The organism is Pseudanabaena minima str. Chao 2107, assembly GCF_051131155.1.
Classification (GTDB): Bacteria; Cyanobacteriota; Cyanobacteriia; order Pseudanabaenales; family Pseudanabaenaceae; genus Pseudanabaena; species Pseudanabaena minima.
Map to the genome: position 1 here is coordinate 645,060 of NZ_CP159508.1, position 21,526 is coordinate 666,585.

Annotated in this window: 19 protein-coding genes, 1 tRNA gene and 2 pseudogenes; 11 read left to right on the plus strand and 11 right to left on the minus strand. The window is 42.6% G+C overall.

Annotated elements, in window-relative coordinates; translation table 11 throughout:
• Window positions 1-234 precede the first annotated feature (234 nt).
• Entirely contained in the window at window positions 235-828 is a 594-nt protein-coding gene (ureG, locus tag ABM313_RS02920) for an urease accessory protein UreG (RefSeq protein WP_434686213.1), read from the minus strand.
• Window positions 829-907: 79 nt separating this feature from the next.
• Between ureG and ureE the strand changes: the two genes are divergently transcribed.
• The 3 genes from ureE to ABM313_RS02935 all read left to right on the plus strand — a co-directional run bounded on the left by ureE (window position 908) and on the right by ABM313_RS02935 (window position 3,197).
• Window positions 908-1,375 (plus strand): urease accessory protein UreE, encoded by a 468-nt coding sequence (gene ureE / locus ABM313_RS02925; protein WP_434686214.1) that lies wholly within the window; start codon window positions 908-910, stop codon window positions 1,373-1,375.
• The gene (locus ABM313_RS02930; protein ID WP_434686215.1) at window positions 1,365-2,096 is read left to right on the plus strand and encodes an urease accessory protein UreF; all 732 of its coding nucleotides are present in this window, start codon (window positions 1,365-1,367) and stop codon (window positions 2,094-2,096) included. The genes ureE and ABM313_RS02930 overlap by 11 nt, the downstream gene beginning before the upstream one ends.
• 252 nt (window positions 2,097-2,348) lie before the next feature.
• A complete protein-coding gene (locus ABM313_RS02935; protein WP_434686216.1) occupies window positions 2,349-3,197 on the plus strand; it encodes a diguanylate cyclase in 849 nt (282 codons plus the stop codon).
• Window positions 3,198-3,382: 185 nt separating this feature from the next.
• Here ABM313_RS02935 and ABM313_RS02940 read toward each other — a convergent pair.
• From ABM313_RS02940 to ABM313_RS02960, 5 genes and pseudogenes are all read right to left on the minus strand, one after another.
• A pseudogene (locus ABM313_RS02940) lies at window positions 3,383-4,104 on the minus strand (transposase); the annotation flags it as partial.
• A gap of 120 nt (window positions 4,105-4,224) precedes the next feature.
• A pseudogene (locus tag ABM313_RS02945) lies at window positions 4,225-4,749 on the minus strand (transposase); the annotation flags it as partial.
• 365 nt (window positions 4,750-5,114) lie between these two features.
• Window positions 5,115-6,650, minus strand: a complete 1,536-nt coding sequence (locus tag ABM313_RS02950; protein ID WP_434686217.1) for a YcjF family protein — start codon at window positions 6,648-6,650, stop codon at window positions 5,115-5,117.
• 4 nt (window positions 6,651-6,654) lie between these two features.
• Complete coding sequence (locus ABM313_RS02955; RefSeq protein ID WP_434686219.1) at window positions 6,655-9,576, minus strand: cation-translocating P-type ATPase; 2,922 nt, start codon at window positions 9,574-9,576, stop codon at window positions 6,655-6,657.
• A 150-nt stretch (window positions 9,577-9,726) separates the two neighbouring features.
• Window positions 9,727-10,140 carry a hypothetical protein gene (locus tag ABM313_RS02960; RefSeq protein WP_434686220.1) on the minus strand — a complete coding sequence of 138 codons (414 nt, stop codon included), beginning with the start codon at window positions 10,138-10,140 and terminating at the stop codon, window positions 9,727-9,729.
• A 200-nt stretch (window positions 10,141-10,340) separates the two neighbouring features.
• Here ABM313_RS02960 and tnpC point away from each other — a divergent pair, with 200 nt between their 5' ends.
• The 3 genes from tnpC to ABM313_RS02975 all read left to right on the plus strand — a co-directional run bounded on the left by tnpC (window position 10,341) and on the right by ABM313_RS02975 (window position 13,419).
• A complete protein-coding gene (tnpC, locus tag ABM313_RS02965) occupies window positions 10,341-11,696 on the plus strand; it encodes an IS66 family transposase (protein ID WP_434684645.1) in 1,356 nt (451 codons plus the stop codon).
• 246 nt (window positions 11,697-11,942) lie between these two features.
• On the plus strand, window positions 11,943-12,545 hold the full coding sequence (hisB, locus tag ABM313_RS02970) for an imidazoleglycerol-phosphate dehydratase HisB (RefSeq protein ID WP_434686221.1): 603 nt from the start codon (window positions 11,943-11,945) through the stop codon (window positions 12,543-12,545).
• Window positions 12,546-12,564: 19 nt separating this feature from the next.
• Window positions 12,565-13,419, plus strand: a complete 855-nt coding sequence (locus ABM313_RS02975) for a hypothetical protein (RefSeq protein ID WP_434686222.1) — start codon at window positions 12,565-12,567, stop codon at window positions 13,417-13,419.
• Window positions 13,420-13,584: 165 nt separating this feature from the next.
• Here the strand turns inward: ABM313_RS02975 and ABM313_RS02980 are convergent, their stop codons facing one another.
• Both ABM313_RS02980 and bioF read right to left on the minus strand, forming a co-directional pair.
• A complete protein-coding gene (locus tag ABM313_RS02980; RefSeq protein ID WP_434686223.1) occupies window positions 13,585-14,256 on the minus strand; it encodes a GGDEF domain-containing protein in 672 nt (223 codons plus the stop codon).
• A 464-nt stretch (window positions 14,257-14,720) separates the two neighbouring features.
• Window positions 14,721-15,899, minus strand: a complete 1,179-nt coding sequence (bioF, locus tag ABM313_RS02985) for an 8-amino-7-oxononanoate synthase (RefSeq protein WP_434686224.1) — start codon at window positions 15,897-15,899, stop codon at window positions 14,721-14,723.
• 87 nt (window positions 15,900-15,986) lie between these two features.
• Here bioF and ABM313_RS02990 point away from each other — a divergent pair, with 87 nt between their 5' ends.
• Window positions 15,987-16,874, plus strand: coding sequence for a ferritin-like domain-containing protein (locus ABM313_RS02990; protein ID WP_434686225.1), 888 nt, complete (start codon window positions 15,987-15,989; stop codon window positions 16,872-16,874).
• Window positions 16,875-17,229: 355 nt separating this feature from the next.
• On the opposite strand, the gene ABM313_RS02995 is transcribed toward ABM313_RS02990, so the two are convergent.
• On the minus strand, window positions 17,230-17,658 hold the full coding sequence (locus ABM313_RS02995) for a hypothetical protein (protein WP_434686226.1): 429 nt from the start codon (window positions 17,656-17,658) through the stop codon (window positions 17,230-17,232).
• A gap of 202 nt (window positions 17,659-17,860) precedes the next feature.
• Here ABM313_RS02995 and idi point away from each other — a divergent pair, with 202 nt between their 5' ends.
• Window positions 17,861-18,403, plus strand: coding sequence for an isopentenyl-diphosphate Delta-isomerase (gene idi / locus ABM313_RS03000; RefSeq protein ID WP_434686227.1), 543 nt, complete (start codon window positions 17,861-17,863; stop codon window positions 18,401-18,403).
• Between the two features lie 44 nt (window positions 18,404-18,447).
• On the plus strand, window positions 18,448-18,930 hold the full coding sequence (locus ABM313_RS03005) for a 2TM domain-containing protein (RefSeq protein ID WP_434686229.1): 483 nt from the start codon (window positions 18,448-18,450) through the stop codon (window positions 18,928-18,930).
• 50 nt (window positions 18,931-18,980) lie between these two features.
• Here ABM313_RS03005 and ABM313_RS03010 read toward each other — a convergent pair.
• Window positions 18,981-19,061 (minus strand) — tRNA-Leu (locus tag ABM313_RS03010).
• Between the two features lie 386 nt (window positions 19,062-19,447).
• Between ABM313_RS03010 and ABM313_RS03015 the strand changes: the two genes are divergently transcribed.
• Complete coding sequence (locus ABM313_RS03015; protein ID WP_434686230.1) at window positions 19,448-19,927, plus strand: hypothetical protein; 480 nt, start codon at window positions 19,448-19,450, stop codon at window positions 19,925-19,927.
• Window positions 19,928-19,946: 19 nt separating this feature from the next.
• Entirely contained in the window at window positions 19,947-21,260 is a 1,314-nt protein-coding gene (locus ABM313_RS03020; protein ID WP_434686231.1) for an aldehyde dehydrogenase family protein, read from the plus strand.
• A 2-nt stretch (window positions 21,261-21,262) separates the two neighbouring features.
• Here ABM313_RS03020 and ABM313_RS03025 read toward each other — a convergent pair whose 3' ends face one another.
• On the minus strand, window positions 21,263-21,520 hold the full coding sequence (locus ABM313_RS03025; RefSeq protein WP_434686232.1) for a glutaredoxin family protein: 258 nt from the start codon (window positions 21,518-21,520) through the stop codon (window positions 21,263-21,265).
• Window positions 21,521-21,526 lie beyond the last annotated feature (6 nt).

Below are 21,526 nucleotides of genomic sequence, written 5' to 3' on the forward strand. Positions count from 1 at the left end.
GTTAACAATGAACGTTAGGAAGTAGATGAATAATTTGATGTTTTGTACTTCGCTTTCGTTCACAGGATTATTATGAAATAGCCGTAAAGCTATGAGGAGCAGGAGAACCACACTTTTTAAGTGCGGTTCTCCCTACAGGTGTCTGTGCTTTGGGATTAGGACATAAAAACCAAGAAGTGAGTGGCGGCGCGAAGAGCCGCCACTCACTTCTTGGTTTTTGATTTGTCATTAAACCTACATTTTATTGACAATAAATTCTGTAATTTTGAGTAATCCTTCTTGGGTTTTGAGATTACTAAATATAAAAGGTTTATCACCGCGCATTTTTCGGGCATCGCGATCCATTACGCTTAGATCCGCACCAACATAGGGAGCAAGATCAATCTTGTTAATTACTAATAAATCAGATTTAGTAATTCCAGGTCCACCTTTGCGAGGAATTTTGTCACCTGCGGCAACGTCAATCACGTAAAGCGTTAAATCCACAAGTTCAGGGCTAAAGGTAGAAGCGAGATTATCACCGCCGCTCTCTACAAAGAGTAAATCTAAATCGGTAAAGCGAAGTTCTAATTGCTCGATCGCTGCAAGATTCATGGAAGCATCTTCGCGAATAGCAGTATGAGGACAACCACCCGTTTCCACACCCACAATGCGATCGCGGGATAGAGCCTCACTGCGAACTAGAAATTGAGCATCTTCTTGAGTATAAATGTCATTGGTGACAACGGCAATCTGAAAATGCGATCGCATCGATTTGCAAAGGGAATCAACAAGGGCAGTTTTTCCAGACCCAACTGGGCCAGCAACTCCGACACGAAATGGTGACATTGGGATTTATCCTGCTTATATATAGGGTAAAGTAGAAACGACGCTTTGCGTCGTCTCTACTTTACTGTAATTTTAGCCAATGCACATTGTTACACAACGTTTATCGAGAACAGATTTATCAACTGACGGAAAGCAATTGGTTGATCAAAATTCTCTCTTAACACTTGCACTCATTGCTGAAGATAGAACCCGCAGCCGTCACCGATTTATGACAGTTGAAGGAGAAGAGATTAATTTACAGCTTCCAAGAGGTACAGTACTTAGAGAAGGAGACATTCTCGCCGATGAGCATAGTCAAGCGATCTCCATTGTCGTCGCTAAGCCTGAACCAGTTATCACTGTTACAGCGAAGCATCCCCTTGAATTTTTAAGAGCCGCCTATCATTTAGGTAATCGTCATATTTCATTAGAAATTACGGAAACCTATCTGCGTCTATTGCCTGATTCAGTGTTAGAAGATATGGTTTTACACATGGGATTGACCGTAACTCACGAAACTCAACCTTTTCAACCTGAGTCTGGGGCTTATCATCACCATGATCATTAATCCAAATTCTTGGCAATTATTGCGGCTATTGCAACTCACTAGTCCTGCTTTACCAGTTGGTGCTTATAGCTATTCTGAAGGAATTGAATATCTTTGCAGCAATGGCACTATTCAAACTGATTCAGATTTGTGTGATTGGTTAAAAAGAGAGATGCATTTTGGATTTGTGACTAACGAAGCTGCGATCGCCCTACGCGCTCATCAGGCAGTCATGTCTAACAATATCACTGCTTTAAACTACTGGAATAATTGGCTGTCATCAACTAGAGAAACTGAAGAAGTCCGTCTTGCTAGTTGGCAAATGGGACAGTCTCTAATGAAGTTATGGCAGCAACTTCCAGATCATCAAGATGATCAATTAGCTATTTATAAATCAATCAACGAACTTTTACCAACTGCTAAAGAAAATTCTTTTGGGAAAGGCTGTAACTATGCGATCGCCTTTGGAATTGTGGCAGCTAGTTTAGGAATTGATGCGAGTAATACAATCGTTGGCTATATTTATAGTTGGCTATCTAATCTAGTTAGTGCTGCTGTTCGAGCTGTTCCATTTGGACAGACTATAGGACAACAAGTCATATTCAGACTCAATCCTGATATTCTTTGTAGTTCTCAATTAGCCTTAAAACGTTTAGATAATGAATTGGAATGGTGTGGTTGGGGTGCAAGTTTAGCTTCAGCCAATCACGAGACTCAATACTCACGATTATTTCGTAGTTGATGCTAACCTGAAAATTATTAAAACTGTTGTCAAACAACAGTTTTAATAATTTATTAGTGGTTTATTAAGTTATACATGGCTGCCGCCAGTCACGTTTAGGGCAACATTCAAGCGCAAAAGTGAGTAACGAAGCTTTGCTTTAGTACTCACTTTTACGCTTTATGTCCTGATACACTAGGCGACATCTTGGTGTAAGTTTGGCAATTTCTTAAAGCTGTTCTAGAATTGTTAAAGCCAATCGATTAGAAAAGTATGGAAACTGACAACCCCCAACTAGTTACTACTGAACAACTTTTCTTGGCTAAGATTGAGCGCTTGGAGCAAGAAATGCAAGTGCTGCGAGCGCAGAATATCATTTTAAGAGAGCATTTAGATGCAAAAATTACACAAGGAGAACAATTAACGCAAGCTAATCATCGTCTGCAAACCGAAATAATTGATCGTCAACAGACAGAGACTGCTCTGAGATTACTTTTAGATCGGCTTTCAAGTGAAAAAAATGATCTGGAGATCATTCTTGATACCACCACATCCCATAGTGACACGATTGAAGCCCTACTTTATGACAAAGCTTTATCACTAGCCCGTGAAGTAACTATTGATGGGTTGACCCAAATTGCTAACCGTCGAGCCTTTGACCAAAGATTAGAAACAGAATGGCAACGCTTAGCTAGAGAAAATTTGCCACTCTCTTTGTTACTTTGTGATGTCGATTTTTTTAAGCGCTATAACGATCGCTATGGACATCCTGCGGGAGATGATTGTTTGCGGACAGTTGCCAAGGCGATCGATTCCTGTATTCGTCGTCCTGCCGATCTTGCAGCTCGTTATGGCGGCGAAGAGTTTGCGGTAATTTTGCCGAATACTGTACGAGAAGGGGCTACCTTTATTGCTGAAGAAATTTGTCATGTCATTGCGGAATTGCGTATTCCGCATGAAGCTTCTTTTGTCAAAGATCGAGTTTCCGTCAGTATTGGTATATCTACAGCTCTACCCGAAAGAAATGTACATCCAAGAAGCATCATTGAATCTGCTGACAAGGGGTTATATCTCGCCAAAAATCAAGGACGCGATCGCGCTGTATATAGTAGTAACTACTAATTAGGGCTTGCTGAAAAAGAGACTAAGTGGAAAGTAGTGTGCAAAGAGGAAGGGGATAATACTTTGAGTGTCTACAAGGAAATTGCCAAGAAAAAGAATTAAAGTTAAAGAGCGGTTTCCGCGAAGGAAGAACAAAGAGTTGCCAGCAAAACAAAAACCAAGAAAAACCGAAAAAAATAATCCGCTTGAGCAGCTTGGAGATATGCTGTCCTTGCTTCTCGTCGATAGGTGCGTGGTTTCTTCGCTAATTGTTCTTTCACTTGTTTGTAAAGAGCATCAATCACTATTTCCGTTTGTTCCCTTGCTTCGTTCAACAGTTTGATGTCAGTGGGATAACGGATGTCGGCTGGCGCGACTGTTGCATTTAGCAGCAGTTTCCCTTGGTTTGCTGGCTCTGGTTCTTTCTGTTCCTTTTCTATATTCTGCTCTTCTAACTTCTCTTTCTTGTCTTCTTTTTTCTCTTCTTTCTTGTCCTGCTTTTCTACTATCTCTTTTTGTCTCGACTCTTTAGGGGGGGCACTATCCGTTCGTTGATTCTGCCCACGGTCTCTAGATTCAATCGTTTGCGGAAATGTACCATCATGCTTGCTTCAAATGGGGCTTTGTCTCTGTACTCTGATAAGCATAGGAAGTATTGTAAACATGGATTCTCACGAATTTGTTCTACTGTCTCTTCGTCACTTGTTCCTAGCTTCTCTTTGATGATCAGCGCCCCAAGTGCCATCCGAAATGGTTTTGCTGGCGCTCCTTGTCCTTGACTAAATTGCGCTGCATATTCATTCTCAAATTGTTCCCACGGTACTAGTTCTGCTAATCTTACCCATCGATTTTCTCCTGACAGTTTGCCGCCAAATGGTAAGTAGAAGTTCTCGAATGATAGCTGTCCTGTGGGGGATTGTCGGTACATGCAATTTTATTTGTGCAAGGGTTTTTCTTGCTTTTCCTGCTTTTCCTTGCATTTTATCAGTTTTCGATCTCCTTGAAAACCATTGCTTGTATGCTTTTCTTGCTTTTTCAGTAAGCCCTATGTAGCGATCGGTCTTACTGACAAATCTCGACATACTTGTCTCAGTTGAAATGCTCCTCTCTGGGCTGCTGTCTCAAAACTACTGATTCGCTCGTGACATAACGGGATTGCCCAACTCCCTGACATTTCTGGTACCCATCCCAAGGTGCTGTAGTCATGCCCCAACACAATTGGTTTGTTACCTTCAACCAAATTCGGTTGATGCACAAAACTCCTGTCTTTTAAGGTTTCGGCATGGGGGCTTCCCCATCCTGTATGGTCGCCTGCTAGCAATGGTCGTATATCTTTGGGTATTTGTTCGACACACAGTCGTCTAAGCTTTCCCCGTCTCGGACGGCTATCTTTTAATGATTCATACAGACTTGACCATTTCCGTCGATACACTGCTGATAATGATAATTCTGCAAATGACTTTACACTTGGACTGGTTAACACTGCATCCATCAAGTCAAATATTGCATCCCGTCCGTTCCCTAAAAATCTATATACCTGTTGACGAAAGTTCTGTAATTTATCAATAATCATGGCTGTAGATGTGCTTTCTCTTTTTCATCTACTTTAGGCAGTTTGTATCTCTTTTACTCTGCCTTTTTTCCTTCTTTAGTCTAAACTCCAGCCCCTAGAGCAACTGATTACGACTGTACAACAACTACAACCTAGCGATCGCGCCCAAGTAGCCAAAGCCTTAATTCAAATAGAACTAAAATCAGATCTGACCAAATTACTTGAAAAACTGTATAGCCAACCCCCTATAGATGAAATTACAGATGCCGAGATTATGAACGAAATTAAAGCTGTGCGTCAGCAATCAAGAAACTAGACATGAAATTGAGATGTGGCGCTGATTGATTTTTGAGATAGGTGATCTCTTAGTTCTTCTTCCATTTTGTCTAGTTTTGCTTGATTAAAACCATTACCCGATTGACAGCATCTTGGACAAAAACTTTGAGAAACTCATCACGGCGATTTAGTTGGAACTGACGCTGTACTACTTCCGCGATACCACCATCACCCCAATCGCGATCGCGACTGAAATATTCGATAAAACTCTTGCCAGCAATGCGGGTGAGATAGGCAGCCGTCACTGATTGAATCGTCGCCTTGAGTACCAGTCCTACGACCGTTACGGAAATGACCGTAGAAACAATTTGGACTACCCCTTTAACGATGCCGAGACTAACGAGAGTGCGGGTGAGAGAATTCGCTAATTCTTTACCGCGATCAATATTAATTTCACAGCCGTAGACTTTCCCAATTTCTACAACCATTTGTGCATTAATTGCGGCTGTAGCTAGAAGATCGACTACTGGTAAAGGCGTGGCAAAAACCACGCCAACTACTAACCATTGGAACTTCTCCACTACCTTTTCGGCTTCTGCTTGTTGTTGTTGCGAGAGGGCTTCGCGAGTTGCTTCCGTAAGCCTTTGCGATCGCAATAACACATTATCCGCCACCAGTTCATCGCCCTCATAGCTAAGAATATCGAGCATACGGGCTAGCAAGGGTTGGATTTTAGGGTTAGGCGTAACGACTTCGCCAGAGTCGAGGGTAATCGAGGCAGGATTGGCAGCGATCGCAACGACATCTTCGGGCGCGATCAAGTCCAATACTCGCGATCGCAAGCTGGTTTGAATGATTTCGCGATCGCTTTTGGTGAGCCGATCAATTTTATTGAAAGCAAGCACAGTTCGCTTACCGATTTTCGTAAGCGCTTTGAGAACTTCATATTCTGAGCGTCGTAAGTCATCATCGACCACAAATACAATCAAGTCTGCTTCTGTAGCGATTTTTCGGGCTTCCTGTTCGCGATCGCTACCCAAGGCACTCGCTTCTAAAATTCCTGGACAATCAGTGATTTGGACAGGTACATCTAGATTGGGAAACTTCACAGGCATATAGACTTTCCCCAGTTGCGTAGTTCCCATAGTAGCGCCGACTTCGCCTCTAACTTCAAGATCTTGAAGTGCTAAATCGAGCAATCCATTCACTAAGGAAGTCTTACCTGCGGAGCCGACTCCAAACACCACCACCCGCAATTCTTGACGAATGAAATTCTTCTTGAGTTGTTCTGTTTGCTCAGCGAGCGATCGCCGCATCACCTCATCTTGGATTTGCTCAACTTGACGCTCTAGGGCTTCGAGGCTATCTTGGGCAGCTTCGATCTTGTCGGTAGGAACTTCAGGAAGTGGTCGGGGTGGAGTTGGTTCGGCTTGAAAGAGATTAAGATATCGCCAGATTACAAAAAACAATCCTACTAATGATCCCATTACTAACAGCACAACGAAGCCACCCAAAATTGGCGATGAAGTGGCGACAAGTTGATAGATTTGAATAATGCGATCGAGTAAGGGAACGACAAACGAAATCACTAGACCAAAGCAGCCTAAAACAAGTAGCGATCGCAACCAAGGAAATTTTCTTTTCATTGGCTTAGGACTGAGGTTTTACAGGGAATTTTGCAGGGTGAGACTTCCGCCACCACCTGAAAATAATTTTCTCTGATTCCACCCACAAAACCAACAGCATACTGAATCCAAAGCATAAGCCCAACTCTGAAGCCGAAAGAGCATCTGTCCCGAAAAATTGTCGTAGGCTTGGCACGTAGAGCAGCGCAAGTTGCAGGATCGTGGTAAAAATTACGGAAAATAAGAGATATGGGTTGGAAATAGGATTTAACTCAATGATCAGTTTGGAATCAGAACGACAGGCGAGGGCATGACCCATTTGAGCAATACAGAGAGTTGTAAATGTAATTGTTTTCCAATGCTCTTGCCATGAGGGATTACCAGAGTTATAGACAAGTTCCATTAAGGAAATAGTTTGCAAACCAAAAACAACACCAATTCGCAGGATATACCAACCTAATCCCCTCGCAAAAATATTCTCTTGGGGATTAAAAGGAGGTCGTTGCATTACATCAGCTTCTGATGGCTCCACGGCTAAAGCTAATGCAGGTACACCATCTGTAACTAGATTCATCCATAGGATTTGTAAAGGGCTAAGGGGAACTGCATTAACACCGAGAAATGGAGTGGAAGCGATCGCAATCACTTCACCGACATTACTACCAAGAATATATTTAATAAAGCGGCGAATATTCGCGTAAACCGTGCGTCCTTCCTCAGTTGCCGCCACAATCGTCGCATAGTTATCATCCAGCAAAATCATATCGCTGGCTTCTTTAGAAACATCTGTTCCCGTAATTCCCATGGCAATTCCGATATTCGCCTGTTTGAGTGCAGGGGCATCATTCACACCATCACCAGTCATCGCCACCACTTCACCACATCGCTGTAATGCTTGGACGATTCTTAGTTTATGCTCAGGGGAAACTCTGGCATAGACAGCAGTTTGTCGAGAGAGAGTCGTGAGTTCATCATCGGTCATCAACTCAATTTCTTGCCCCGTTAAAACGCGATCGCTATCTGGATAAAAAATATTTAAGTCACGGGCGATCGCTTGGGCGGTAAGTTGATGATCGCCTGTAATCATCGTCGTGTGAATCCCAGCCTGACGACTGATTTGCACAGCTTTAGCAGCTTCAGCCCTGAGCGCATCCCGAATCCCGATTATTCCTAACCAAACGAGATTATTTTCTATATTTGCTAGTTCTTCCTCTGTCGGTAATTGTTCTAAGGGCAGATAGGCAAATCCTAATACCCGCATTCCTTTAGAAGCAAGGAGAGTATTTTGAATGTTAATCGCCGTTTTATAGGAAGTTGTAATTAAACCAATTTGCTTATCGATTTGAATGCGATCGCAGCGACTTAAAACTAACTCTGGCGAACCTTTACAAAATAGAAAGTAAGGTGTACTCGGTAATAAAGACGCGATCGCTCGTAGGGCTTCGGGTGTATCTTCGGCATTCATACTGTTGATGGTAGCGATCACGCTCATCATTTTCCGCTCAGATGTAAAGGGAATCTCTGCAACCCTTGAGAAATAATGCGTAAAGTGCAACTGCCAAAGATTAGCTTTTCCTGCCAAAGTTAATAACGCGCCTTCGGTAGGATCGCCAATTATTTTCCATTGTGAATTATTGGTAGCCACAGGCAAGGGGCTTAAGTTTCTTTTTCCTTTTGAGGTTTGGCGATCGCTCATTTGTTCAACAGTCTTTTTCTGGAGATAGGAGTCATTGCAAATTACACCTGACGCTAGTAAAAGCTGTAATTCTGCACATTGATAAATACTGAGATCACTAGCTAGCATATCTCCTGCTAGTCGGGAAAGCGAAAACTCACCAATTGGTTCATAGCCAGTTCCGCTTATTTGGGCAGCATAACTTGTAGTAAAAATATTTTCGGCTACCATTTTATTCTGGGTCAGCGTTCCTGTTTTATCGGAACAAATCATGGTCACTGAACCAAGGGTTTCCACCGCAGGCAATTTCCGAATCAGTGCATTACGACGTACCATTCTCTGAGTGCCAAGGGCAAGAGTCACCGTAATCACCGCAGGTAAACCTTCAGGAACTGCTGCAACCGCCATACTTAAGGATGTATTTAGCAACTTCACAAAGTCACCATTCCGCCATAGCCCTATGCTAATTACGATCGCTACTAGCACCAAAGAGGAAACTACCAAAGCCTTAGAAAGTTCGGTCATGCGTTTTTGTAAGGGAGTTTCTTCCAATTCCACATCTTGCAGTAGATTCGCAATCTTGCCTAATTCTGTTTGCATTCCTATCGATGTGACCAGCATCATCCCGCGTCCTTGCAATACCTCAGTCCCCTGAAAGAGCATATTGCGGCGATCACCCAATGATTCGTCTTCATGAAATATTTGATCGGCAAACTTATTTATGCCTTGCGATTCTCCCGTCAGCGCTCCTTCTCTGACTTTCAGCTTGATCGCCTCTAATAAGCGTCCATCCGCCGCCACCTGCATCCCTGCATCCACAAACACAATATCCCCTATTACCAGATCTGCTGAGAGGATTTCCGTAACTTTGCCTTCGCGAAGGACTCTTACATTGGGAGCCGCCATGCGTTTTAAAGCCGCAAGTGCTTCCTCGGCACGACTTTCTTGGACATAGCCCAAAATGCCATTGAGAATGACGATCGCGGCGATCGCTACCGCATCTTTGGGAAAATTACCCACCCGCAAATCTAATCCTGCGGAAACTACCGCCACTCCCATCAGCATCAACAGCATGATGTTAGTAAACTGATCGACAAAAATGCTGAGCTTAGAGCGTCCCGCCTTGCCAGTTAATTCATTACGACCATAGATCGCTTGGCGATCGCTCACTTGCCACGACTCTAGTCCCAACTCTGGATTTGTGTCCAAAGCCGCGATCGCTTCATCAATCGTTAAAGTGTGCCAAACTGGCTTTGTCGGTAAATTGTTCATTGTTTTTGCCAACAATCAGAATGCTAGAGTCTCAGCTTAAGCCTATCAGAGTCTATGCCCTCTCTAAGCTAAGTTGTATTGAGAGATTGTTACGACTGACATAAGCGCGATCGCTATACAAGATAGTCCTCATGCAATTCTGAGGGAATATCAAGAACGCTTACCTGCTGTAAATCCATACCACTCATCTACAAGGGGATAATATTTATAAATATCAGAGCCAAAGTGGTAGTTCCCATAGGGGTTAGGCTGATAGGCAAATCCATAAAAGTCAGAGATATCAATAAAGCGAAAGTTCGCAGTACTAAAATAGATGCCACCACGACTATCGCGATCGCATTCTATGACGCGATATAAACCTAACCGTTGGTTAACTGGTTTGCTATTACAGATTGAATTGAGCTTATCTACATCCGCAACAACCGACTCAAATGCAGGACGTGATACTGAAAAGGCAATTGTTTGGGGCAGATTGGTTTTTAATAAAATTACTGTTAGCCCTAAAGTTATTGCAGCAGCGATTACTAAGGTTTGAATTGCAGGGAAAAAATTTATTTTCTTCAAGATTTGCATCCCAACTACAATTATCACTACAAATGCAATTAAAAGCGGGATTCCATAAATATACACAATCAAAAGAAGAATAAAGGGCAGATCGGCAAGCTCCCCAGGGAAACAACTAATCCACAGTACTCCCAAACAAATTAGGTAATAGCTCAACGTAGGAAAATTGACAAAGGGGCAAAAGCTGATAAATTAAAGAAATGAAAGAACTACCCAACCTAAAAGAACTAACAGACGAGGCAAAAGAAGCCTTGATAGTTAAGTTATGGGAAGAACTACAAAAACTACAGAAGCAGTTAGAAAAGAAACCAAAGAAGACTTCAAAGAACTCAAGTTTGCCACCAGCCAAAGGATTTAAAGCGGAAATCAATAATCCAGAAGAAACAGAAGGCAAACGAGCAGGAAGTATAGGAAGAGATGGAGGAGGTCGTCAACTGAGTGAAAATCCAGACCAAACGCTCAAAGCAACTGTAAAAAGTTGTGCAGAATGTGGGAAAGAGATCGCTGAATCAATGCAGGTATTACTGGAACGATACGACAAGATCGATATACCACCAATCAAGCCCATCGTTACCAGAATCGAAAGGTATGGATGCAAGTGTGAGCATTGTGGACAGGAACAAATCGCAGCATTACCCGTAGGACTTGAAGTAGGAAGTCCCTTTGGAGAAAGAATAGCTGCCCTAGTGACAACGATGAGATACAGTCACGGTATAAGCTATGGAAGAATGCAGCAAATGCTGAGTGAAGTATTTGGCTTAGAGATATCAGAAGGAGGTATCGCCAATCTCTTAACAAGGGTGAAAGGACAACTAGAGTCGGAGGTGACAGGAATACTCCAAGCCCTAAAAACATCTCGTCTAGTATGCAGTGACGAAACCAGAGCAAGGGTAAACGGTAAAAATCAATGGGAATGGGTATTTCAGAACGAACAAGTATGTTTTCATATCATCCGACCGTCTAGAGGCGCAGATGTCATCGCCGAAGTGATGGCAGAGCATCAACCAGAGGTGTGGGTATCAGATTTGTTTAGCGCCCAAAAGACCAATCCAGCGACAGAATGGCAAGTTTGTCTTGCCCATCAACTCAGAGATTGTCAGTATGGAATTGATGCAGGAGACCAGATTTTCTCTGGCAGGATGAAAAAGCTGCTGCTACGAGCTTTGGTGCTGCGAAGGCGATGGTCGGATTTAGCTGACTCTACTCGTTATCAATATCGATGTCGATTGTATCGAGACCTCGACAATATTTTAGCTCTGTTACCTACTCAAGAAGATGGACTTAGATTACAGAAGCGATATCTAGAATTACGAGAAAACTTATTTCTGTTTTTGGATGACCACACCATCCCGCCAACTAATAACTCTAGCGAACAGGCTTTACGTTGGAGTGTCATTTTTAGAAAAGTTACGAATGGTTTTCGCTCCGATTGGGGGCGTGACTTATTTGCGGCTGTTCGTTCCATTGTCAATACTGGAAAAAGACAAGGCTTTTCTGCTTTTGAGTCCATTCTTATCGCTTTGAATCCTCTCAAATCATTGTTTTCTATAGGTTGAGCAATTACCAAATTAGTTGCAAGATCAACAACAGTATAAGTAGGAAACGATTCACCATTCTTCAGCACCTTATTTAGAAACTTGCCGTAGATTATAGCGATCCTAAACAGGTGAGAGTGCGCCCCTTCGGGGCGCACTCTCACCTGTTTATAAGGATTGGTAAATAGATCGAACAAAGAGATCGCAATTTAAGGTTACAGTGTAGTAAATCTGACCCTTTACAACCTTTATCAATTCCGCTCCGCTATGTCCTACGATACTCCTCGCATTGCCAAAGTCCACCGCAAAACTGGCGAAACCGATGTCACTGTGGTGCTAAATCTTGATGGCACTGGCAAAGGCAATATCAATACTGGTATTCCTTTTCTTGATCACATGCTGCATCAAATTTGTTCCCACGGATTGATTGATCTTGATGTGCAAGCAACAGGTGATTTACACATTGATGATCATCACACCAATGAGGATGTGGGGATTGTGTTAGGACAAGCTCTGGGGCAAGCATTAGGCGATCGCAAAGGAATTAATCGCTTTGGGCATTTTGTTGCTCCCCTTGATGAATCTTTAGTACAGGTAGCTCTCGACTTTTCGGGTCGCCCCTATTTGGTATATGGCTTAGTGATTCCCAATCAACGAGTGGGAACCTATGACACAGAGCTAATCCGTGAGTTTTTTCAAGCTGTGGTTAATCACGCGCAAATGACACTGCATGTGCGCCTCTTAGAAAGCGGTAATTCTCATCACATTATCGAGGCTGCTTTCAAGGCGTTTGCCCGAGCTTTACGGATGGCGGTAGAAGTCGATCCACGTCGCGCCAGCATGATTCCTAGCTCTAAAGGTGTTTTATAGCACTACCCCCCAAGATGAGATGGCGGCGCTTCGCGCCGCCATCTTAATTCGTGGGGTATATAATTTTAAAGCAAACCCTCTAAATCAATGGTGGTTTATGGCTGAGGCATTGAGTATAGGCGATCGCCTAGAATTTGGCTTTTGGGAAGCAGGCTGTATGATTTGGGTTGGCGCAAAGGACTTTGCTAGCCAAGACTATGAAGGCTTTTGCAATTTACTTTGGGATAACGATCAAGAGAAATTAAAAGCAGCCATCCTTGAACAGAAAGCATTTCTGGCGATGGATCTCTATCAAGATGATGGCTACAATGTCCGCGTTGTGATGGGAGAACTCAATGAACAAGAAAGTGATGAATGGGTGGCACGAGTACGATGGCGACTTGATCTATCCTGTGGACAAATGGTAGTTTCAGGTGTGCTCGGTGATGAAGAGGAATTTGATGATATAGCTGAAGCAAGGGCGATCGCAGATAGTAGTGATTCTTTACAATGCTTTGTCGAAGTTCCGCCAAATGAATACCAAGTTGAAGTATATTCCTATGCACCGGGGGATTTATCCACGGGCTGGGGACAGATTGTGAAGCCTGACCTATTTAAACCAACAGCAGAAATTATTGCTGAGCCATTAAAAGCATATTTCGAGCGAACCCGCCCTAATACAACTATGCCTGCATGGATCGGTTGTGAAATTGAAGAAGATCCAGACCTTCTCCAAAAATATTACCGAGAAGCCTCCACGCAACAATACACCGATTTTGTAATTCGGCTCTCACCTGTTCTTGAGGACTTACCGCCACCCGAACTCGTAGAAAGTGGATTGGTAAAATGGGAGTTTCGCAAACCCGAACGCTGTCCTCTTGGCTTAATTAGCTAACAAAACTCAAGAAGTGAGAAACGACGGGAAGTTCCATTTCTTATAGCTGTCACGATTTGTACTAGGACTAATCAAAATCCAGAATGCGAGTTGCGGTGCGAAGCGCCGCAACTCGCATTCTGGATTTGTGTCCTAACAAGACTGGCAACAACTAAACTTCAATATCTAGTCAGCGATCGCTACTTGGTTACGCCCATTTCTCTTGGCTGCATATAAAGCATGATCAGCCGCCGTAATTAAGCTCTCCAACGAATTGCCATGTTGACGGATGACGGCTATTCCTAAACTAATCGTGATTTGAATATTAGATGGCGTGGGATTTGTCTCCACATAGTAACGTAATCGCTCCGCAATCTCCTTCGCTTGATTAAGCGTCGTATCAGGCAATAAAATCAAAAACTCTTCCCCCCCCCAACGACTAGCTGAATCTATTTGTCGCATTTTGGTTTGGAGAATTTGGGCAAGATGCATGAGAACAATGTCACCAGCATCATGCCCATAGACATCATTAACCCGCTTAAAAAAGTCCACATCAATCAAGATAATCGCAAACTGGCGATCGCTACGATAAAACTGATTCATCACAATCTCAAGCTGATGCATCATTGCCCGTCGGTTAAGTAAACGAGTCAGCACATCTGTGTTAGCTGCAACCTTCAAATCATAGAAAAGCCTCTGACAGACCATCATGATAAATCCAGCCGTTAATAGAAAAGTAAACACAGATACGAAGATCAAAGTGGAAGCATTTAGCTCGTTGGGAACAAATAACTGATTAGGTGGATTTTTGAGAAGGAGTATAACTCTACCTGCCAATGAAATTAATAAACTAATCATGACAATCGCCATAAACTTAGAAGCTCCAACAAAGCTTTTATGGGAAGTCGTTAGTAAACAATAGGTAGATATGGAAAAAACAACCATTTGAAAGATTGTTTGAGTAATGGTTTTAAATACAAAAACATCTTTAAATATCAAAAAATATGACTGAACAACTATGAATAGAAGATTAATAATTAATAGATAATGGGGCTTAATCTTTTTGTCAGTAAATTGAGCAATTCCCAAGCATGAGATGGAAGTACCTATGAGAAGAAAAAAACCTGCTAAAACTAATGTTAGAGAGACGAAGGGGCTTTTAATTAAACTGATAAAATAGCTAATTATTGTGAAAGCTCTACCAAACGTATAGGTTTTGACTCCGCGATATTGATTTACCAATGAGCATAAAAAAATCAGTATTAACAACTGTAAAACTGCATCAATACTAGTCATTAAGATCATTGTCTGAACGTCAAGATTTACCAAGATTGTAAACATTGCATCAAAAACTGGATTTGTGCTTGGGTATGGCTTGCCATCAGGGTTAAGCGAATACGCGGAGTGGGAACGGTAGGCGGACGGATGGCAGGTGCAAAGATTCCATTTTCGCGTAAGTGGGTTGCCATTTGTAGCGTTTGTGGAATATCGCCAACCTCGATCGCCATAATCGGTGAATCCATAGCGATCGCTCGAATGCCCAAATTTTGTAAACCCTGTGTAAATAGCGCCACATTTCGCCAAAGCTGCTCACGGAGAGTATGCTCAGTTTTGACAATCTTAATTGCCGAGATCGCTGCGCCCGTATCCGCAGGCGATAGCGCTGTCGTATAAATCCAAGTAGCGGCGCGATTGCGTAAATAGTCGATTAGTTTTGCCGAACCTGCCACATAGCCCCCCAAACTGCCCAAAGCTTTGCTCAGGGTTCCTACTTGAATTAAGTTTTCCCGAATTCCTAAAGCCTGAGTTAAGCCACCGCCGCGATCGCCAAATACACCCGTGCCATGCGCCTCATCAACTAACACCATACAGTCGTATTGGTACGCCAAGTCCATTATTTCCCGCAATGGTGCAAGATCTCCATCCATACTAAACACACTGTCGGTCGTAATCAGGCAACGTCGATATTTCCCTCGATGCTCTTGCAATTTGGCGGTAAGGTCAGCTAAGTCCAAATGTTGATAATCGATCGCCGTTGCGCCACTGAGCAAGCCACCTTTTTTCAAACAAGAGTGATTGTAAGCATCACCTAAGATCAAATCTCGCGTCCCCACGATCGCCGCAATTGTCCCCAAATTTGCTAAGTAGCCAGAGCTAAACACTAACGCCGCTTCGGTATTTTTGAGATCAGCGATCGCCGCTTCTAATTCCTCATGCAAAGCCAAATGCCCCGTTACTAAGCGCGATCCCGTTGAGCCTGTACCGTAGATTTCTGTCGCCTTAATGGCAGCGTCAATCAAGCGGCGATCGCCTGCTAAACCCAAATAATTATTGCTAGCAAACATCAACATTTCGCGCCCATCAATGGTGGCGATCGCCCCTGCTTTGCTCGTAATGGTTTGCGTAGAGCGATACCAGTTAGCTTTGTGGATCGAGTCTAGGGAGCGATCGAGCCAGTCGTAGGGAGTAGCTAAATGAGTAGATATAGGTTCAGGCTTCACACTTCTTTACAAATTAGGATTAAAATCTTTATAGGATAAGCGGCGCATAGCGCAAATTATCCTACCGTTATTATCTAGGTTTAAAAAATGACTGTTGCATATCCTCGTAAACTTCGTGGACAGCTAAGCGCCCAAGACATTCTCGATCAAGTGGTGCGTCAGCGTGAAATCCACATGGTCACAATCAATCGCTATCGTTTCAATGAACAACGTAGTTGCAAAGACTTGACCGACCTCATCGAAAGACTCGACGGCAAGCCCCGTGACTTAATCAAAGATTTATCGCATCACGTTGCCGATGAAGCGCGTCATGCGCTCTGGTTAACTGATTTGCTCTATGAACTTGGTGAAGATATCGGCACTCCTCCTGGAACTTCCTATATCGATGAGTTTGAGCGCTTCATTAGCCATGATACGATCACTACTGCTGAAGATGGCATCATCGAATCACTTGCAGCGATCAATGTCACGGAAAAGCGTGGTTGTGAATACTTCGCCGCCCATATTCGCGCCCTAGAAAAAGCTGAGCAAACTCCCGAAAACATCAAAATTCGTGAAACGATCGCCCAAATTCTTCCTGAAGAAGTTGCTCATGTGCGTTGGGGTAATAGCAAGCTAGCCGAAATTGCTAAAAAGAGTGAAGCTCTCCATGCCAAGGTGGATACTGCTAAGCGTAAATATGCTGCGATCGAGCAAGCTGCCTACGAATCAGGAATGGATGTTCTCGCTGGTGCAGAAGTGCGCCGAGTGGAGAATTTGATGAAGATTGCCGATACACTTCCTCTCTGGCAACGTCCTCAATACTTAATCGATCAACTTCCTCAGACTTTGTTCTCTACCGAATTGCAAAAAACTAGAATCGATCTAGTTAAGAGAGCTTGGGAAAAAGATCCATCTTCTTTTGTCGAGAAATTCATTCCTATGTTCTTTAATGCGAATTTGAAAGATACGGCAAATAAGGCAGGAACCTATTAATAATCACCACAGACAAGGGGCTTAAGCTCCTTGTTCTATTTAAGACTTCAAGTTTGCTAATATTTTAAACAAATATCTGATGTTACTTAGAACAAAGATAGTCATAATGTTTGTTTGCACGTCATAATTCAAAAAGGATTTGGAGTCCAAATCCCTACATATTTGTAAAGGTAGACGCTTGGAAACCAAGCCCCACCTTCAATACCATATAAGTAGCTAGGCATAAATAAACTAAAAACCGAAAAGATTGTTCCGCCCGCGTAGCGGGCGGAACAATCTTTGGTTTGAGGTTTTAATATGCTCATCTACTTAACATCAATTAAAAAGGAAGAGGCGCGATCGCGCCTCTTCCTTTTTAGTTGGAGCGTAACTTCTCTAATTCTGAACGTAAACCTGCTAGCTGATCTGTGAGTTCTTTTATCTCATCCCGCATACTTGCTTTTATAGATTGATTAGACCGCTCCGATGGACTATCCGTTGTATTGTCATCAACAGTTTTAGCCGTTGTGGTGACAGTAGTTAAACCTGCTGATTCAGAAGTAGTAGTAGATGAGCCGTTTACCTGTTGCGCGATAAACTTGTCTACATAGCTACGAGCCTCAGCCTCAGTCGTTACACCCTTTTCAGCAAGCTCTTGAGTAATCTCATCAAAACTGCGCCCCAACCTTTTGAGATTTTCTTCGCGTTTGGTGGGGTCTTGGATTACCTCAAGTAATGATGATGTTGCACCGAGGGTGACATAGTAGCCTCGTTGAAAAAGCTTTTCTAAGTCGATGGTATCCATAAAACTCCTGCGAATGTGTAGTTTTGTAATATATTCTAACCGATATATTTGACACGAGTTTAAAAGTGAGTGGCGGCGCAAAGTGCCGCCACTCGCTTTTTGGGGTTTGATTTGTCTTAATGCAAGTGACCTAAGCAAAACCAGATAATATTTTAAAAGCCTTGCAAAGCAAGGCTTTTAAAATATTATTTTTGTAAATACCATGAGTGCAACCGCGCAGTTAACTACGCAATTAGAAGAACAAGTTATTTTAGTGGATACAAGCGATCTCCAAGTGGGGATTGCGGAAAAATTGCAAGCACATCGTGAGGGTTCACTACATCGTGCTTTTTCGATTTTTGTGCTGAATTCACAGAATCAACTTTTATTGCAAAAACGAGCTAAGCATAAATATCATTCAGGAGGACTGTGGACAAATACCTGTTGCAGTCATCCGCGCCCCCACGAAATGACATTAGATGCGGCTCATCGTCGTTTGCAAGAAGAAATGGGCTTTGATTGTGAGTTGCAAGAGCTATTTAGTTTTGTTTATCGCGCTCAGCTAGATCATGAACTAACTGAGTATGAGTTTGATCATGTGCTGCTAGGATATTGCGATCGCGAACCTGTTCTCAATCCTGAAGAAGCCGAAGATTGGAAATGGATAGATTTAAAATTTTTGCAAGCTGATATTCAAGAAAATCCACAATCCTATACCTATTGGCTACGTGATTGCTGCGATCGCTTCATTACTGAACTAGGATAAATACAAACAACTCATTGTTTGTATTTATTTTTCTGGAGGAAAATATGGAAACTTATTCAGAAGAACAAGTCGATCAAATTCTCCGTTATGCCCTTGCCAAGAGAACCAATGGTCAAAATCTGACCAAACAGCAAGTATATGAGATTGCTTCTGATATGGGCATCAGTGAAGCCGATTTTTTAGCATCCGTTCAGGAATGGCAATCTACACAAGCTGTTCGCAAAGAGCAAGTAGAGTTTGACAAATACAAAAAAAAATCTTTAAAGTCAAATGTCCTGAAATATGCGATCGTTAATTCTTTTTTAGTAGCACTCAACCTGTTTACATCTGGTCGAATCGGCTGGGCAATCTATCCTCTATTGTTTTGGGGATTAGCTATTGCACTGGATTCATGGGTTATTTACCAGTCAGAAAGCGAAGAATACGAAAAGCAATTCCAAAAATGGCTACGCAAACAAAAGCGCGATCAGCTTACTGCCCAAATCACAGGTAAATTAACCACTAGCCTCGAAGAATGGCTTAAATAAAAAAAAGAGGTAATGCGAAGCATTACCTCTTTTTTTATGGGGATTTTTTATGCGGATGGAGAGACTCGAACTCTCACATCAAAGATACTAGAACCTAAATCTAGCGCGTCTACCAATTCCGCCACATCCGCTTGGTTTAGGTGTTTTTTGCACCGAATAAAATAATACAGCAATCTTGGTAAATTACTACACAAAATTTTAATAGACATCTAGAGGTAGTAATGTGCGGCGTAGAGAGCCGCACATTATTTACAGCAATTTGCGCTTGCACACAAATCAAGAAAAAGCTTAAAAGCATTGCTAATCAATGCTTTTAAGCTTTTTCTTGTGGTTTGTTTAATTGGCAATTGTTGTAAGAATTTGGTATTAAGGGGCTTTGCCCCTCAATACCAAATTCGTGGCTGGGGGATGAGTAAAAGTAACCAAATCGAGAATCTAAGGCTGATAAACAAAAGGCTTAAGCCCCTTGCCTTTCTTATCAAATGATTTAGGATTGCTATACAATCATTTTGATTAGTTGCCTGATCTATATTCCTATTCTGAGCCTACCATTAGCATCCTTGTTGAGCATGTCCGTCTAGTGCATATCCATAAGCCTCAAAAAATTGATCTAGAGCAAATTTACCCCTGTCCTTGCCCTCGCAAACGCGGCAAGCTAAAGCCGATCGCATTGACGGATGCTTTTGGATGCGATCGCTGCTCTTTGCTATTTCAGCTAGAAAACGACGGCTATAGTCTATTACAGTTAGGTGGGATTGAGTCTCAACAACATACATGGCAATGGACTGGTAAATGGCAACCTATTTATCGAAATAGCCAGCAAACTTGGATAGAAATGGCTTTGATATATACGGCTTCACTGTTGTTTTTTGCTTTAGTTATTGTCTGGGCGCTAAATCTCAAATCAACTTTAGGTATTCCTCTAGCCATTTTGTTGTTTACCCTTTTAGGTTTGCTAATATGGCGATTGCTCGTGATCCGTCGGCGCGATCTTTAACAATTATTTATTACTGAGTATGTCACCAGAAGACCTTACAGGCTTCATTTATAAATCCCATGATGCGGCGCTGCAACTGATGCAAATCTCTACTAGAGACCGCGATAGTTTGCTGCTAGAAATTGCCAATAGCATTAAAAAGCATAAAAACGAGATTTTAGAAGCGAATACGCTGGATTTAGAAGCTAGCCGCGATATGGCTGTACCTGAGTTGGTATTAGAGTGGCTGAAACTGACTCCCGAACGTCTCAACAATGCGATCGAATGTCTGATCCAGCTTGCGAATCTGCCTGATCCACTTACCCTGCATGTGGGCATAAATGGCTATCAGCGAGTCCCTTTAGGCGTAGTAGCTTTTATCTATGAAGGCTTTCCTCAACTGGGCTTAATTGCGGCGGGCATGTGTCTTAAAGTCGGTAATACAATTATTCTCAAGGGCGGGAATGAAGGCACAAATACCCAAGAAGCGATCGCGGCAATCGCTAAGGAAATCCTCATAGCTAGAAATTTTCCTGAAGCATGTATGTCCTGCGTTCCCAAAGGGGTGACCCTCAAAGAACTAATTGTCCAAGAAAAGTATTTGCGATTGGTGATTCCCTATGGTCGCCCTAGTTTTGTGCAGCAGGTAAGCAAACAAGCAACGGTTTCCGCTTTGCCCATCTCTATGGGCAATTGCTATCTATATTTAGCGGCTTCAGGTAAGTTAGACTTTGCCAAAGAAATTATTCTGAATAGTCGTAAAGGTGATCCTGATGCAGTCAATGCGATTGAAAAGGTTGTCGTACATCGATCTTGGCTTGAGCGATCTTTAATTGATCGCAGTCTCGGTGAATGGATTAGTAATCTTAGAAAGCTAGGTTTAGTAGTACGTGGTTGTGCGGAAACAACCGCCTATTTTCGGCAATTTCTGGAGGAGTCCCATAGCGAGGAAACAGACAAACCAAGTCAAATTCTTATTGACCAATCAATCGAGTCTGAGGATATTTGGGGACAGGCTTATTTAGATGAGACGATCGCCATCAAGATTGTTAATGATACTGAAGAGGCGATCGCATGGATTAATCAGTACAGCAGTGGTCATGCCGATGTCTTGCTGACTGATTCCCTATCTGAGCGCGATCGCTTTGTCAGTCGTGTTAATAGTAGTACGATCTTTGTCAATGCCCATAGTCGCTTTAGTCGCTGCTCTAAACTTAACGATAGCGGCAATGCCAAAATTGCACTGGGGATGTCTAGCTTAAAAACGCGAGGTGCATCGAGATATCCGGGGGTGATCGATATCTATGCGCTGACGACCACTAAACAAGTGATGACGAATTCATGGATGTCATAAATTTAGCAGTAGCGCTGAAGTAATACTTCCAATTTCTCGACTGGCGATCGCGGCGAAAATCTTGGTAATTCCTGTTCTTGTTGGCGATCGTTAAGCAAACAAAGTACTGGGATTTCATACTGATAGCGATCGAACCAGTCTGGATTACTAGTGATATCTCTAATTTCTAGATCGAAGGCAACTTGCTTTACCTGTTGTAATTTTGTCAGCAAACCTTCACATAGGCAGCATCCTTGCTTGCTATACAAAATTAGTTTCATAGATTT

Coding starts and splice junctions, on each gene's coding strand:
- ureG (WP_434686213.1), bottom strand. CDS start 828: ATGTCACCATTTCGTGTCGGAGTTGCTGGCCCAGTTGGGTCTGGAAAA.
- ureE (WP_434686214.1), top strand. CDS start 908: ATGCACATTGTTACACAACGTTTATCGAGAACAGATTTATCAACTGAC.
- ABM313_RS02930 (WP_434686215.1), top strand. CDS start 1,365: ATGATCATTAATCCAAATTCTTGGCAATTATTGCGGCTATTGCAACTC.
- ABM313_RS02935 (WP_434686216.1), top strand. CDS start 2,349: ATGGAAACTGACAACCCCCAACTAGTTACTACTGAACAACTTTTCTTG.
- ABM313_RS02950 (WP_434686217.1), bottom strand. CDS start 6,650: ATGAAAAGAAAATTTCCTTGGTTGCGATCGCTACTTGTTTTAGGCTGC.
- ABM313_RS02955 (WP_434686219.1), bottom strand. CDS start 9,576: ATGAACAATTTACCGACAAAGCCAGTTTGGCACACTTTAACGATTGAT.
- tnpC (WP_434684645.1), top strand. CDS start 10,341: ATGAAAGAACTACCCAACCTAAAAGAACTAACAGACGAGGCAAAAGAA.
- hisB (WP_434686221.1), top strand. CDS start 11,943: ATGTCCTACGATACTCCTCGCATTGCCAAAGTCCACCGCAAAACTGGC.
- ABM313_RS02975 (WP_434686222.1), top strand. CDS start 12,565: ATGGCGGCGCTTCGCGCCGCCATCTTAATTCGTGGGGTATATAATTTT.
- ABM313_RS02980 (WP_434686223.1), bottom strand. CDS start 14,256: ATGATTAGTTTATTAATTTCATTGGCAGGTAGAGTTATACTCCTTCTC.
- ABM313_RS02990 (WP_434686225.1), top strand. CDS start 15,987: ATGACTGTTGCATATCCTCGTAAACTTCGTGGACAGCTAAGCGCCCAA.
- ABM313_RS02995 (WP_434686226.1), bottom strand. CDS start 17,658: ATGGATACCATCGACTTAGAAAAGCTTTTTCAACGAGGCTACTATGTC.
- idi (WP_434686227.1), top strand. CDS start 17,861: ATGAGTGCAACCGCGCAGTTAACTACGCAATTAGAAGAACAAGTTATT.
- ABM313_RS03005 (WP_434686229.1), top strand. CDS start 18,448: ATGGAAACTTATTCAGAAGAACAAGTCGATCAAATTCTCCGTTATGCC.
- ABM313_RS03020 (WP_434686231.1), top strand. CDS start 19,947: ATGTCACCAGAAGACCTTACAGGCTTCATTTATAAATCCCATGATGCG.
- ABM313_RS03025 (WP_434686232.1), bottom strand. CDS start 21,520: ATGAAACTAATTTTGTATAGCAAGCAAGGATGCTGCCTATGTGAAGGT.